Origin of the sequence: Xanthomonas bonasiae, assembly GCF_014836395.1 — a bacterium.
Lineage (GTDB): Bacteria > Pseudomonadota > Gammaproteobacteria > Xanthomonadales > Xanthomonadaceae > Xanthomonas_A > Xanthomonas_A bonasiae.
The window spans coordinates 296,001-309,240 of sequence record NZ_JACSQX010000004.1 but is presented as its reverse complement, the minus strand read 5'-3'; the positions used below and the strand labels follow the sequence as shown (position 1 = coordinate 309,240).

The 13,240-nt window shown below is 67.7% G+C and carries 16 protein-coding genes and 1 tRNA gene; 15 read left to right on the top strand and 2 right to left on the bottom strand.

Translation table 11 applies throughout. From position 1 onward, the window contains the following. Positions 1 to 64 precede the first annotated feature (64 nt). The 11 genes from fabG to H9658_RS08185 all read left to right on the top strand — a co-directional run bounded on the left by fabG (position 65) and on the right by H9658_RS08185 (position 9,001). Complete coding sequence (fabG, locus tag H9658_RS08235; protein ID WP_179570664.1) at positions 65 to 808, top strand: 3-oxoacyl-ACP reductase FabG; 744 nt, start codon at positions 65 to 67, stop codon at positions 806 to 808. 153 nt (positions 809 to 961) lie between these two features. Next, positions 962 to 1,201 carry an acyl carrier protein gene (gene acpP, locus H9658_RS08230; RefSeq protein ID WP_046981398.1) on the top strand — a complete coding sequence of 80 codons (240 nt, stop codon included), beginning with the start codon at positions 962 to 964 and terminating at the stop codon, positions 1,199 to 1,201. Between the two features lie 129 nt (positions 1,202 to 1,330). Then, positions 1,331 to 2,566 (top strand): beta-ketoacyl-ACP synthase II, encoded by a 1,236-nt coding sequence (gene fabF, locus H9658_RS08225; protein ID WP_179570665.1) that lies wholly within the window; start codon positions 1,331 to 1,333, stop codon positions 2,564 to 2,566. Between the two features lie 424 nt (positions 2,567 to 2,990). Further along, on the top strand, positions 2,991 to 4,340 hold the full coding sequence (locus H9658_RS08220; protein WP_191825019.1) for an aminodeoxychorismate synthase component I: 1,350 nt from the start codon (positions 2,991 to 2,993) through the stop codon (positions 4,338 to 4,340). Positions 4,341 to 4,405: 65 nt separating this feature from the next. Then, positions 4,406 to 5,473, top strand: coding sequence for an endolytic transglycosylase MltG (gene mltG / locus H9658_RS08215; protein ID WP_406848114.1), 1,068 nt, complete (start codon positions 4,406 to 4,408; stop codon positions 5,471 to 5,473). Beyond that, positions 5,470 to 6,138 carry a dTMP kinase gene (tmk, locus tag H9658_RS08210; RefSeq protein WP_191825017.1) on the top strand — a complete coding sequence of 223 codons (669 nt, stop codon included), beginning with the start codon at positions 5,470 to 5,472 and terminating at the stop codon, positions 6,136 to 6,138. The genes mltG and tmk overlap by 4 nt, the downstream gene beginning before the upstream one ends. Continuing rightward, positions 6,135 to 7,097, top strand: coding sequence for a DNA polymerase III subunit delta' (locus H9658_RS08205; protein WP_179570669.1), 963 nt, complete (start codon positions 6,135 to 6,137; stop codon positions 7,095 to 7,097). Before tmk ends, H9658_RS08205 begins: the two co-directional genes overlap by 4 nt. After that, positions 7,094 to 7,447, top strand: coding sequence for a PilZ domain-containing protein (locus H9658_RS08200; protein WP_003468813.1), 354 nt, complete (start codon positions 7,094 to 7,096; stop codon positions 7,445 to 7,447). Before H9658_RS08205 ends, H9658_RS08200 begins: the two co-directional genes overlap by 4 nt. A gap of 77 nt (positions 7,448 to 7,524) precedes the next feature. Next, positions 7,525 to 7,599, top strand: a tRNA-Val gene (locus tag H9658_RS08195). 211 nt (positions 7,600 to 7,810) lie between these two features. Beyond that, positions 7,811 to 8,146, top strand: a complete 336-nt coding sequence (locus H9658_RS08190; RefSeq protein WP_191825016.1) for a hypothetical protein — start codon at positions 7,811 to 7,813, stop codon at positions 8,144 to 8,146. A 66-nt stretch (positions 8,147 to 8,212) separates the two neighbouring features. Further along, positions 8,213 to 9,001 (top strand): DNA-formamidopyrimidine glycosylase family protein, encoded by a 789-nt coding sequence (locus H9658_RS08185; protein ID WP_191825015.1) that lies wholly within the window; start codon positions 8,213 to 8,215, stop codon positions 8,999 to 9,001. Positions 9,002 to 9,103: 102 nt separating this feature from the next. Here the strand turns inward: H9658_RS08185 and H9658_RS08180 are convergent, their stop codons facing one another. Further along, positions 9,104 to 9,826 carry an ArsR/SmtB family transcription factor gene (locus H9658_RS08180; RefSeq protein ID WP_191825014.1) on the bottom strand — a complete coding sequence of 241 codons (723 nt, stop codon included), beginning with the start codon at positions 9,824 to 9,826 and terminating at the stop codon, positions 9,104 to 9,106. A 123-nt stretch (positions 9,827 to 9,949) separates the two neighbouring features. On the opposite strand from H9658_RS08180, the gene H9658_RS08175 reads away from it, so the two are divergent. The 3 genes from H9658_RS08175 (at position 9,950) to H9658_RS08165 (ending at position 12,337) form a co-directional block, all read left to right on the top strand. After that, positions 9,950 to 10,399, top strand: a complete 450-nt coding sequence (locus H9658_RS08175; protein WP_191825013.1) for a nuclear transport factor 2 family protein — start codon at positions 9,950 to 9,952, stop codon at positions 10,397 to 10,399. A 246-nt stretch (positions 10,400 to 10,645) separates the two neighbouring features. Next, on the top strand, positions 10,646 to 11,257 hold the full coding sequence (locus tag H9658_RS08170) for an SH3 domain-containing protein (RefSeq protein ID WP_225209827.1): 612 nt from the start codon (positions 10,646 to 10,648) through the stop codon (positions 11,255 to 11,257). Between the two features lie 789 nt (positions 11,258 to 12,046). Continuing rightward, the gene (locus H9658_RS08165) at positions 12,047 to 12,337 is read left to right on the top strand and encodes a hypothetical protein (protein WP_191825012.1); all 291 of its coding nucleotides are present in this window, start codon (positions 12,047 to 12,049) and stop codon (positions 12,335 to 12,337) included. A gap of 50 nt (positions 12,338 to 12,387) precedes the next feature. Here the strand turns inward: H9658_RS08165 and H9658_RS08160 are convergent, their stop codons facing one another. Next, on the bottom strand, positions 12,388 to 12,603 hold the full coding sequence (locus H9658_RS08160; RefSeq protein WP_225209826.1) for a hypothetical protein: 216 nt from the start codon (positions 12,601 to 12,603) through the stop codon (positions 12,388 to 12,390). A 244-nt stretch (positions 12,604 to 12,847) separates the two neighbouring features. Between H9658_RS08160 and H9658_RS08155 the strand changes: the two genes are divergently transcribed. Then, complete coding sequence (locus tag H9658_RS08155; protein WP_225209825.1) at positions 12,848 to 13,231, top strand: hypothetical protein; 384 nt, start codon at positions 12,848 to 12,850, stop codon at positions 13,229 to 13,231. The last annotated feature ends 9 nt before the right edge of the window (positions 13,232 to 13,240 follow it).

Below are 13,240 nucleotides of genomic sequence, written 5' to 3'. Positions count from 1 at the left end.
GCGCCCGCGGCGGCGGCCTTTCCCGCGGCGCTTCGCGCGCCGTCCTTCCCCCAAGGAACAGCAGATGAGCAAGCCATTGCAGGGCGAGATCGCCCTGGTCACCGGCGCCAGCCGCGGCATCGGCGCGGCCATCGCCGACACCCTGGCCGCGCAGGGCGCCACCGTCATCGGCACCGCCACCTCCGCCTCCGGCGCGCAGGCGATCGGCGAGCGGATGGCCGCCAACGGCGGTCACGGCCGCGCGCTGGACGTCACCGACCCGGCCGCGGTCGAGGCGCTGATCGAGGCGATCGGCAAGGAATTCGGCGCGGTCTCGATCCTGGTCAACAACGCCGGCATCACCCGCGACAACCTGCTGATGCGGATGAAGGAAGAGGACTGGCAGGCGATCATCGACACCAACCTGACCAGCGTGTTCCGCACCTCCAAGGCGGTGCTGCGCGGCATGATGAAGGCGCGCAAGGGCCGCATCGTCAACATCGCCTCGGTGGTCGGCGTGACCGGCAATCCGGGCCAGGCCAACTACGCCGCGGCCAAGGCCGGGATCATCGCCTTCTCCAAGTCGATGGCCAAGGAAATCGGCTCGCGCGGCATCACCGTCAACGTGGTCGCGCCGGGCTTCATCGACACCGACATGACCAAGGCCCTGCCCGAGGCGCAGCGCACCGCGCTGCTGGAGCAGATCGCGCTGGGCCAGCTCGGCCAGCCGGCCGACATCGCCAACGCGGTGGCGTTCCTGGTCGGCCCCGGGGCCGGCTACATCACCGGAGAGACCCTGCATGTGAACGGCGGGATGTACATGCCGTAAGCCTGCGGCGCAAGGACTGCGCCTAAGTGGCTGATCGATGGGCGTTTGTGCAGCGATGCAAGCGCCGGGCGGTTTCCACTACACTATCCAACGCGGCCATCGCAGCCCGATGGCGTTTCGAACCACCACTACTCCATCTGGAGCGATATCCCAATGAGCACCATCGAAGAACGCGTCAAGAAAATCGTCGTCGAACAACTCGGCGTCAAGGAAGAAGAAGTCACCAACAGCGCATCGTTCGTCGATGACCTCGGTGCCGACTCGCTGGACACCGTCGAGCTGGTGATGGCGCTGGAAGAAGAGTTCGAGTGCGAAATTCCGGACGAAGAAGCCGAGAAGATCACCTCGGTGCAGCAGGCCATCGACTACGTCAAGGCGCACGTCAAGAGCTGATGCTCCGTTCTCGATCGCGATCGGCGCCTGCGTGGGTCCGGTCCGCGTGACAATCCCATGGGGCCGCGCATGCGGCCCTGTGTTTTTACAGCGTCAACGCCGCGCGCATCGCGGCGAGGAGATTTCGCAATGAGCCGTCGCGTCGTCGTAACCGGCATGGGCCTGGTATCGCCGTTGGGCAATGACCTGGCCAGCAGTTGGGAAGGAATCGTCAACGGGCGTTCCGGCATCGGCCCGATCACCCAGATCGATGCGTCGCAGTTCACCACCAAGATCGCCGGCGAGATCAAGGATTTCGATCCGACCAAGTTCGTGTCGGTCAAGGACGCCAAGAAGATGGATTCGTTCATCCACTACGGCGTCGGCGCCTCGTTCATGGCGCTGGACGATTCGGGCCTGGTGATCGACGACAGCAACGCCGAGCGCATCGGCGCGATCCTCGGCTCGGGCATCGGCGGCCTGCTCGGCATCGAGGAGCAGACCATCAAATTCCACGAGGGCGGCGCGCGCAAGATCTCGCCGTTCTACGTGCCCAGCACCATCATCAACATGCTCCCCGGGCAGGTGAGCCTGATCAAGGGCCTGAAGGGCCCGACCTTCTCGGCGGTCTCGGCCTGCGCCACCTCCAACCATTCGATCGGCACCGCGCTGCGCATGATCCAGCACGGCGATGCCGACGTGATGCTGGCCGGCGGCGCCGAGCGCGGCTCCTCGCCGACCTCGGTCGGCGGCTTCTGCTCGATGAAGGCGATGTCCACCCGCAACGACGATCCCGCCGCCGCCTCGCGGCCGTGGGACAAGGGCCGCGACGGCTTCGTGCTCGGCGACGGCGCCGGCGTGCTGGTGCTGGAAGAGTACGAACACGCCAAGGCGCGCGGCGCGCGCATCTATGCCGAACTGGTCGGCTTCGGCGCCAGCTCCGACGCGTTCCACATGACCGCCCCGAGCGAGGACGGCGAAGGCGCCGCGCGCAGCATGCTGGCGGCGATCAAGGACGCCAAGCTCAATCCCGACCAGATCGACTACCTCAACGCGCATGGCACCTCCACGCCGCTGGGCGACCTGGCCGAGACCCTGGCGATGAAGCGCGCGCTGGGCGACCACGCCTACAAGACCATGGTCAGTTCGACCAAGTCGATGACCGGGCACCTGCTCGGCGCGGCCGGCGGCGCCGAGGCGATCTTCTCGGTGATGGCGCTGCACACCGGCATCATCCCGCCGACGATCAACCTGGAAGAGCCCAGCGAAGGCTGCGACCTGGACTACGTGCCGAACGTGGCGCGCGAGAAGAAGATCGACGTGGCGATGTCCAATGGGTTCGGCTTCGGCGGGACCAATGGGACCTTGGTGTTCAAGCGGATGTGATTGAGCCGGGATTGGGGAGTGGGGATTCGGGATTGGCAAGAGCTGGAGCCGTCCCGGTTCCTCTCGCGATCCGCGCTTCGTTTGTTTGTCGGTCTGCCAAGACGCCTGGTGGTGCGGATGCTTCTGGGGTCGCGCGTTGTCCGGTACGCGCGATGACGCGCCTGCAGCGCTGAGGCGTGGTCCGCACGCGCCAGCGCTCTGGCGGCGCGCGTCGCCAGGTCAATTGCAGTCGCGGTGGTGCCGGATAGGCGTCGTGTAGCCTGGCAGTTTGCTGCGGTGACGGCGCCGGTTCGTTCTATCGCATGCTGCAGCACGCCAGTGCCAGGCGCTTCGCGCGGTAGCGGGTTGTAGGCGCCGATCGTTCGCATGGAGCAGGGCGCCGCCGCCTGCATCCGCATCACCTCCATCTTCCACCGGGTCTTCGATGCTGCGTACCGTTCCCCTGCCGGCCGACACCGATCTGCTGGCGCTGCATCGCCTGGCGCCGCAGCGCTATCCGTTGCTGCTGGAATCGGCGGCGTCGGGGACCGCGCAGGGCCGCTGGGACCTGTTGCTGATCGCCGGCGGCGAGGGCCTGCGCCTGGACCGCGATGGCGTCACCCGCGACCTGCGCGGCGCGGTTGTCGAGGGCGATTTCCTGGCCGCGCTGGACGCGCATTGGCAGGCCGAACGCTGCGCGCGCGACGAACCGCGCTGGCCGTTCCGCGGCGGCTGGGCGCTGCTGCTGGATTACGAGCTGGCGGCGCAGGTCGAGCCGGTGCTGCAGTTGCCGCAGGGGCAGGCGACGGCGCCGGTCGCGCTGGCATTGCGCTGCCCGGCCGCGCTGCTGCGCGACCATGCCAGCGGCGAGTGCGTGGCGCTGGCGGAAACCGCGCACGCAGGGCTGCTGGACCAACTGCTCGCCGATCTGCAGGCCGTGCCGGCCGCCGCGCCGCTGCCGGCCTGGACCCCGCCGCTGGCGATCGACGAAGACCCGCCGCAGCGCTTCGTCGATGGCGTGCGCCGCATCCTCGACTACCTGCGCGCCGGCGACGTGTTCCAGGTCAACCTGTCGCGGCGCTGGTCGGCGCGTTTCGCCGCCGCGCTGGATCCGGCTGCGCTGTACGCGCAGCTGCGCCGCGCCAATCCGGCGCCGTTCGCCGGCCTGTTCGCCGGCCATGGCCGCGCCGTGGTCAGTTCCTCGCCGGAACGGCTGGTATCGGTGCGCGGCGACGTGGTCGAGACCCGGCCGATCGCCGGCACCCGCCCGCGCGCGCCCGGCGACGACGAGGCCGCGCGCATCCGCGAGCTGGTCGGGCACCCCAAGGAACGCGCCGAGCACGTGATGCTGATCGACCTGGAGCGCAACGACCTGGGCCGGGTCTGCGCGCCGGGCAGCGTCGAGGTCGACGAGCTGATGACGGTGGAAAGCTACGCCCATGTGCACCACATCGTCAGCAACGTGCGCGGGCGGCTGCGCGCCGGGGTCAGCCCCGGCGACGTGATCCGCGCCACCTTTCCCGGCGGCACCATCACCGGCTGCCCCAAGGTGCGCTGCATGCAGATCATCGCCGAGCTGGAACAGACTCCGCGCGGCGCCTACACCGGCGCGTTCGGCTGGCTCAACCGCGACGGCGACATGGACCTGAACATCCTGATCCGCACCGCCGAAGTGGACGGCGCGCAGGCGCATTTCCGCACCGGCGCCGGCATCGTGGTCGACTCGCAGCCCGAGCGCGAACTCGACGAAACCCGGGCCAAGGCGCGCGGCCTGCTGCGCGCGCTGGAACCGTGAGCGGCACGCGATACCGGCCGATGCCGGCCGCGCGGTATCCTGCACCCCGTTGAATTCGCTTCGAGGTGGTCGTGGCTTGGGCTAAACGCGGGTGTCTGACCCTGCTGGCGGCATTGCTGGTGCTTGCGCTGCTGGCCGCCGCGGCCGGCGCGTGGTGGTGGCAGGGCTATCGCGCCTTCGCCGACCAGCCGCTGCATGCGGCGCAGCCCAGCGTGGAGGTGGCGCGCGGCGATTCGTTCAACGGCGTGCTGCGCAAGTTGCGTGCGGCCGGGGTCGAACAGGGCAGCAATCTGCAGTGGCAACTGCTGGCGCGCCAGCTCGATGCCGCCGGCAAGCTCAAGGTCGGCGAATACGCGCTGCAGCCGGCGCTGACGCCGCGCGAACTGCTGATCCGCATGCGCAAGGGCCAGGTGATCCACTACCGCTTCACCATCGTCGAAGGCTGGAACATCCGTCAGCTGCGCGCGGCGCTGAACGCGGCCACGCCGCTGCGCCACGTCGCCACCGAGCTCAGCGACAGCGAACTGATGGCCAAGCTCGGCCAGCCCGGGCAGCACCCGGAAGGCCGCTTCCTGCCGGAGACCTACCTGTACCAGCGCGAGGACAGCGATCTGGACGTGCTGCAGCGCGCCCATGCGGCGATGGACAAGGCACTGGCCGAGGCCTGGGACGCACGCGCCGACGGGCTGCCGCTGCAGTCGCCGGAGCAGGCGCTGACCCTGGCCTCGATCGTGGAGAAGGAAACCGGCCTGGCCGCCGAGCGACCGCAGATCGCCGGCGTGTTCGTGCGTCGCCTGCAGCAGGGCATGAAACTGCAGACCGATCCGACCGTGATCTACGGCATCGGCAGCGCCTACGACGGCAACATCCGCAAACGCGACCTGGAAACCGATACCCCGTACAACACCTACACCCGCAGCGGCCTGCCGCCGACCCCGATCGCCATGCCCGGCCGCGATGCGCTGCGCGCGGCGACCAATCCGGCGCCCGGCGACAGCCTGTACTTCGTCGCGGTCGGCGACGGCAGCGGCGCGCACGTGTTTTCCGCCAGCTATGGCGAGCACACCGCGGCGGTGGCGCGCTATCTGCAGCGCTTGCGCCAGGCGCGCAGCGGCGCGGCGGTGACGCCATGAGCGAGGCCGTGCTGCGCCACCATCGCTTCGTCAGCCTGGAAGGCGGCGAGGGCGCCGGCAAGACCACCGCGATCAACGCGATCCGCGACTGGTTGCAGGCGCAGGGCCACGAGGTGGTGCTGACCCGCGAGCCCGGCGGCACCCCGCTGGCCGAACGCATCCGCGAGCTGCTGCTCAACAACGCGCCGGCGCTGCAGCCGGCCGAGCCGCTGGCCGCCGAGACCGAACTGCTGCTGGTGTTCGCCGCGCGCGCCCAGCATGTGCGCGAGGTGATCCGTCCGGCGCTGCAACGCGGCGCCTACGTGGTCAGCGACCGCTTCACCGATTCCAGCTACGCCTACCAGGGCGAAGGCCGCGGCCTGGACCGCGCCTGGATCGCCGACCTGGAGCGGCGCGCGGTCGGCCTGCAGCCGGGCCTGACCCTGCTGCTGGACCTGGACGTGCAGATCGGCCGCGCCCGCACCAGCGGCCGCGACCTGTGGCCGGACCGGATCGAGAGCGAGCAGGACGATTTCTTCCAGCGCGTGCGCGCCGGCTTCCGCCAGCGCGCCGCGCAGGACCCGCAGCGCTTCCGCACCATCGACGCCAGCCAGCCGCCGCAGGCGGTGGCGCACGACGTGGCCGCGGCGCTGGCGGCCTGGGTGCAGCAGGGGGGCACGCCATGAGCGAGCTGCCCTTCGCGCCCTGGCAGCAGCGCGCCTACGAGCAGACCGTGGCCGCGCTCGACGCCGGCCGGCTCGGCCACGGCCTGCTGATCTGCGGCCCGGACGGCCTGGGCAAGCGCGCGGTGGCGCTGAAGCTGGCCGCGCACGTGCTCGGCCAGGGCGAGCCGGCCGCGAACCTGCGCAGCGCGCAGCTGATCGCCGCCGGCACCCATCCCGACCTGCAGCTGATCTCGTTCATTCCCAACCGCACCGGCGACAAGCTGCGCACCGAGATCGTCATCGAACAGGTGCGCGAGATCTCGCAGAAACTGTCGCTGACCCCGCAGTACGGCGTCGCCCAGGTGGTGGTGGTGGACCCGGCCGACGCGATCAACCGCGCCGCCTGCAACGCCCTGCTCAAGACCCTGGAGGAGCCGCAGCCCGGCCGCTACCTGTGGCTGATCAGCGCGCAGCCGGCGCGGCTGCCGGCGACGATCCGCAGCCGCTGCCAGCGCCTGGAATTCAAGCTGCCGCCGGCCGACGAGGCGATCGCCTGGCTGCTGGCACAGGAGTTCCCGGAAAAGACCGCGCGCGAAGCGCTGGCCGCCGCGCGCGGCCATCCCGGCCTGGCCGCGCAGTGGCTGCGCGAGGACGGCCTGAAGCTGCGCCGGCAGGTGGCCGCGGACCTGGAGCAGGTCGCCGCGGGCAAGCTGGGCACGGTCGAGGCGGCACAGCGCTGGAGCGCCGACGGCTTCGCCGAGCAGCGCCTGGGCCATGCCGCCGACCTGGCGCTGGCGCAGGCCTCGCAGGCCGGCTTGACCGACCCGGCGCGATTGCACAAGCTGGCCACCTGGTTCGACGCAGCCAACCGCACCCGCGACCTGCTGCGCACCACCGTCCGTGGCGACCTGGCCATCGCGGAACTGTTGTTGGCCTGGCGCGATGGCGATCGCCCGGTCCGGAGAGGGGGACAACGATGAGTGCGATGAGCGGACGCCAGGGGATCCTGTCGCTGGCGGTGAAGGACAAGGCGGCGCTGTACAACGCGTATATGCCGTTCGTGAAGAACGGCGGCATCTTCGTGCCCACGCCCAAGCGCTATTTCCTGGGCGACGAAGTGTTTCTGCTGCTGACCCTGCCCGATTCCAGCGAGCGCCTGCCGGTGGCCGGCAAGGTGATCTGGGTGACCCCGATGGGCGCGCAGGGCAACCGCACCGCCGGCATCGGCGTGCAGCTGCCGGACAACAGCGAAGGCGAGACCATCCGCAACAAGATCGAGACCCAGCTGGCCGGCACCCTCAACGCCGACAAGCCCACCCAGACCATGTAGCGGCCGCGCCGGCACGGCGTCCGCGTAGGACCGTTGACGCCAGCCGCGACAGCCCTATAATGTGCGGCTCGCGACACGGGCGGTTAGCTCAGCGGTAGAGCATTGCCTTCACACGGCAAGGGTCGCAGGTTCGAACCCTGCACCGCCCACCACGCGACAGACGACCAAGGCCACCCTCGCAGGTGGCCTTTTTCGTTGTGCCGATGAGTACGGCACGCTCGCCCTAGCCGTCGTCGTGTCGGTTGCTGCGACTGCCGCAGGCGCATGCCGGAAGCGGGCATGTCCGGTGGCTGGCGATCGCGCTGTGTTTTCGTAGCAAGAATCGCCGAGCAGTGTCTGCCCTTGCTGCATAGGATCGAAGAAATGTCCCTGAGTGAAACGGAAGTCGCGGCTGCGCTCGAGCGCATGCTTGGGAAGCTCAAAACGCTACCGGCGTGTTCAAGCAAAGAGGACGTGGTGCAAGCGCTCAGGGAGGCTGCCGCCAGTGCTCACCCCGACTGGACGGTTCCATCGCTTGCTCACGAAATGACCAAGTCATACGACGATGGGTCCGTACGCGTCGTACTCAACGCACATTTGCTTTTGATCAACCCAAGCGGGGCTTACAGAATCATTGATGTCCGCAAGGAAAAGATCTTCTATGAGTGTCCGTCGGCGTCTGGCGATCCATTCAAGATCCCGGAAGGATTCCGCATCTGACGGCAGATCACTAGCGTTCGCTTTCGGAATCACGAACCGCTCACGGCCGCCATCGATACTGCGGTCATGCCCGAAGGTCCTTCGATCGTCATCCTGAAAGAAGAGGCGGCCGCGTTTGCGGGGCGCAAGGTGTTGCGGGTGTCCGGCAACAGCAAGCAGGAGCTGGCGCGGATGCGCAACCGCAAGATCCTGTCGCTGCGCAGCTGGGGCAAGCACTTCCTGATCGAGTTCGACGGGTTCAGCGTGCGCATCCATTTCCTGCTGTTCGGCAGCTATCGGATCAATGCGCGCAAGGACGCGTCGCCGCGGTTGAGCCTGGGCTTCGCCAAGGGCGAGGAACTGAACTTCTACGCGTGTTCGGTCAAGTTCATCGAGGGCGCGCTGGACGAGGCCTACGACTGGCGTGGGGACGTGATGAACCCGGATTGGGACGCGGCGCAGGCGCGGCGCAAGCTACGCCTGCGGCCGCGCACCCTGGCCGCCGATGCGTTGCTGGACCAGGACGTGTTCGCCGGGGTCGGCAACATCATCAAGAACGAGGTGCTGTTCCGCATCCGCGTACATCCCGAGAGCGAAGTCGGGGCGTTGCCGCCGCGCAAGCTGGCCGAACTGGTGACGCAGGCGCGCGAGTACAGCTTCGATTTCTACACCTGGAAGAAGGCCTTCGTGCTGAAGAAGCACTACCAGGTGCATACCAAGACCACCTGTCCGCGCGACGGCCATCTGCTGACCTATCGCAAGCAGCTCGGCAAGGCGCAGCGGCGCGCGTTCTTCTGCGAGCATTGCCAGCGCCGGTACGCACTGGACGCTCCGAAGCATGAGCCTTCTAAAAAAGGCGTCGTTCGCGACCGGTGAGTTCGGATCCCTATGCGATCGCCGCGGCACTCCCCGCTGTCGCGCGATCCGATGCTGAGACTCTGCGTAGAGCGCATTGCAACCGTCGGAATGGTTTGCCGCTCAAGAAGCGAGCGGCAGTTCGTCCCCGGCAAGCCGGCCGATTCCCAGCTCGGTCTGCAGGCCGGCCCAGCCGATGTCGGTAATGTGGACCGCACGCGTGCCCTGTTCGCGGCGCAGCCAGTGTTTGGCGCAAAGCAGCGTAAGCAACTCGACGCCGAGCGGTCCGGCGAGGTGGTGCTTGCGTTCGGTCCAGTCCAGGCACTGTCGTGCGATGCCGAGCCTGGTCGGGACGAGGCGCGCAACGTCCAGCCCCATCCGCGCGAACCATGCGCTGCCTTCGGCGGATACCGCGTATTGCTTGTCGTCTTGTCTGACGATCAGCGCGCGCCGCTCCAGCGCTTCGGTCACTGCGATGCCCAGTCGCCCCGCCAGGTGGTCGTAACAGCATCTGGCCAAGGTCAGCGATTGTTGCTTGCGCCCCGCTTTCCGGCATCGCGGTGCGGTGGGCGCGGCGAGCGTCGCCAGATTCTCCAGTGCGAACGCGACGTGCGAACCGGCCAGCCGGTAGTAGCGGTGGCGGCCTTGGACCTCGACCGCCAGCAAGCCGCCGTCCAGCAGTTTCGCCAGGTGCGAACTGGCCGTCTGCGGGGTGACGCCGCCGGCGAAGGCGAGCTCGCCGGCAGGCAGTGCACGCCCGTCGATGAGCGCCATCAACATGGCGGCGCGGGCGGGATCGGCGATGAGGAACGCGGTCGCGGCAAGCTTGGGCTGTTCGACCGGCATCGTGTGCACTCCTGGCGGGCGCGGCCATCATAGACCGCGCCTCGCCGGAACGCTTCGACACGCATCGAATCGACGGCCTGCGCATGTTCCTAGACTGCAGTGCACTGTGTCGGAGTGTCTTGCATGAGCGAAATCGAAGCGCGATCGAACGGATCGGAGGGCGATGCCCGCCGCATCTTCGAGCAATGGCACAAAAGCGTTGTCGAGCGGAATCTGGATGCGCTGATGGCGTTGTACGCGGAAGACGCGATGCTGGAAACGCCCTTGGCCTATGTGGTCTCCGCAGAGCGGCAGGATGGCAGGCTGCAGGGACGCGAAGCGCTCAGGACGTTCTTCGCGGCGTCCTTCGCCCAGCCCGAAAACGGCCTCGGCCGCTGGCATCGCAGCGGTCGTTGGCATGCTTCGCAGCGCCAGGTGGTCTGGGAATATCCGCGAGAAATGCCGGACGGCGATCAGGTCGACCTGGTGGAAGTCATGGACCTGGATGCGCGCGGCCTGATCGCGTGCCATCGGGTGTACTGGGGCTGGAAAGGCGTACAGACGCTGCTGACGGGGTTGGGCCGGAAGCCATAGTCGGTGCCGCGCAAGCTGCGCGGCGCAATCGGGTCTGGCAGCGGCCATCGTCTGCTCGGTTCCGAGTGGGCGACGCGGCCATTGGCGATAGTCGATCGAAGGCGTTCCCGGCTTTGCAGCAAGCGTCCGCTGTGGAGCGAGGCCATCAAGAGCGCGATTTGGTGGCCGTGCTGCATACCTGCGGCGGTTATGATGGTTGCCATGACAAACGCTTCAAAGAACTTGCGAAGCACTTGAAGGAAAAAAATGGCGATCACCCGGTTTCTGGCTATTGGTTTGTTCTCGCTTTGCCCCGTAGCGCCTGCACTCGCGGGCACGGCTGCGCTGCATTCGGGCAAGTACGAAGGGCTGATGCTCGCGGTGACGCCCGAGCATCGGATCGAAGGCTTCTACTCGGAAGAGATGGGCGAGGGCGTGAGCCGTGGCTGTACGTTCTATCTGCAGGGCAAGGCCGAGGGGAACGCGCCGGTCTCGGTCACCACGTGGTCGCACGAGGCCTATCCCGGAACCGTGGCGGCTTCGTCCGACGGCGTGACGCTGACCGTGAAGCAGGGCCGTCAGCATCCCGGTTGCCTCAGTGTGTTGATGCCGGAAATCGCCACTGGCCTGGACCTGACCCGGACCGCCAGCAACACATGGATCGGCCTGGTGACGGTGTCCGCCGACAAGGCGTATCTGCAGAAAACGCCGGGCCCCAAGACGCCCAAGGGGGCTTATGTCGTCAAGGGCGATGTGGTGGGCGTGCTGGCGTTCAAGGATGGCTGGGCCCAGGTCGAATTCATCAATGCCAATAATGGTTCGTTCACCGGTTGGATCGGCCGCGACCAGTACGCGCGCCTGGCCGCTCCTGCCCCCTGATCGCGGGCGCGGCACCTCGCAATGGGGAGCGTGCCGGATGCAATTCCACGCTCTGCCGCACCGCCGGTTTCTGCCAGTCGATCCGCGCAGTTTTGACGGATAAAGAAACCGGATGCATTCGGCCTGTCCATGGCGTTCGACCGAAGAGCATGGCTGCCTGCGTGCGCGCCATGCTCGGCAAAACTCGACCACGGTCGTGTGTTCGACGTATCGCACGCCTTGATCGAAGACGAAGTCCAGGCGGGCGTTCGCCCGCTTGAAATGCCGGTTGCGCAAAGTCGCGTTCTGCAGTGACGTAGCCAGGTCTTCTGGCAGGTGGACGGTCGAGCGCGCATGCGTTCGGTGCTTGCGGTCTGCCGCGCATCGCCAGCGGCTTTTCTGCCGTCGAATTGCGCCAGCCAGCCAGCCCGAACGCGTCCCGAACAGCGGATGGCTGCGCGCACGCTCCGACATGGGCACCGTCCGTGCTTGCGCGATGGACGGCGCGCGGCGACGTTGCTGTCGCACTTCGCGCCGCTGATCCGATTGTTCGATCCGCCGCCGCCGGGTTTCGTCGCAACACGGCTGGCGACGGCAGTTGCCTTGGCTATCTTCCATCGGCGCTGTCCGCACTGAGCGGATGGCGATACGCGCGGCCCGATGCCGCTGCGGCCTGTTTGCCGGTGCTCTCGGTGGTGGTGTGGCGATGCCGCGCTGCGCGCTGCAGTGCTGTGCAGCGATGTGCTGCAGCGCTTCAGCCCTGCGCGGCCGCATGGGGATGGCGGTCTTCGTCTCCGCTTGGGAGCAGCTATGAACAAGACACTCGCCGCGCTGGGTTTTTCGTGTTTGCTGATGCTGTGCGCGCCGGTGCAGGCGGCACCGGTGGAGTGCGACAGCATGGCCGCCACCGCCAGGCTCGTGGCCCGGTATCGCCAGTTGGGCGGACCGTTGTCGGACATCGCCAGTCACGGTTCGATCGGCTCGAGCAAGGCCAGGCGCGAGCTGGCCGCCACCATCTACCGTGAACGCCTGGGCGAAGCGGATGCGGTGCAACGGGCGATGCAGGTGTGCGGCCGTGCAGCGGATGCGCCATCGGAATAACAGCGGCCTGTCTGTTCGTTGAGCATGGCATGCAGCATTGTGCTTATCGCTCAGTGGAAATCGCGGCTGCGGATGTCCAGTCCGAGCAGCAGCGGGGTCAGGTCTTCGAGGTGGCCGGCGATCAGGTGGCGCACGCCGTCGGCGGTTTCCAGGCGGCCACGCACTGCCAGCAGCCTGGATTCGATCAGGGCCTGTGGCACTTCGACCGCCATCGGGCGCGACCGCTCGGCATGACCTTCGGCATGCTTGACTACATATGTAGTCAAGCTATTTTAACTACACGTGTAGTCATTCAATCTGCAAATGCTTTCGCTTCGCTTTGTGGATGAGGGAGATGCCCAGCGATGGTGGCTCGTATCGCCGCTCAGGGGCCTTCGCTGCATGCCACTACGCCGTTCATTTCTTCACGCTCGCAAGGAGACCCGTCATGCCGTCCCTCGCTGCATCCTGGCACCACGGCGCCACATTGTTGGCCTCGACCATTGCCATTGTCATTACCGGTGCGATCCCGTGCGCATGGGCACAGGGTCAGGCTGCGCCGACCGCCCTCGTCGATCCGGCCGGATCGACCTCGCCCGCATCGCGCGCCTTCCTTGCCGCATCTTCCTGGCCGGTGCTTGCGGCAGCGCCGGCGCGATCCGGGCATGCGGTCGCCGTCGCGGTGCGCGCGGCGCCGGTGGAGTGCGCGAGCCTGGCCGCGACGGCCGGCTCGTGGCCAGGTATCGCCAGTTGGGCGGGCCGCTGTCGGACATCGCAAGTGACGGTTCCATCGGGTCCAGCAAGGCCAGGCGCGAACTGGCCGCCACCATCTACCGCGAACGCCTGGGCGAAGCGGATGCGGTGCAGCGGGCGCTGCAGGCATGCAGCCGTGCAGCGGATGCGCCATCGGAATAACAGCGGCCT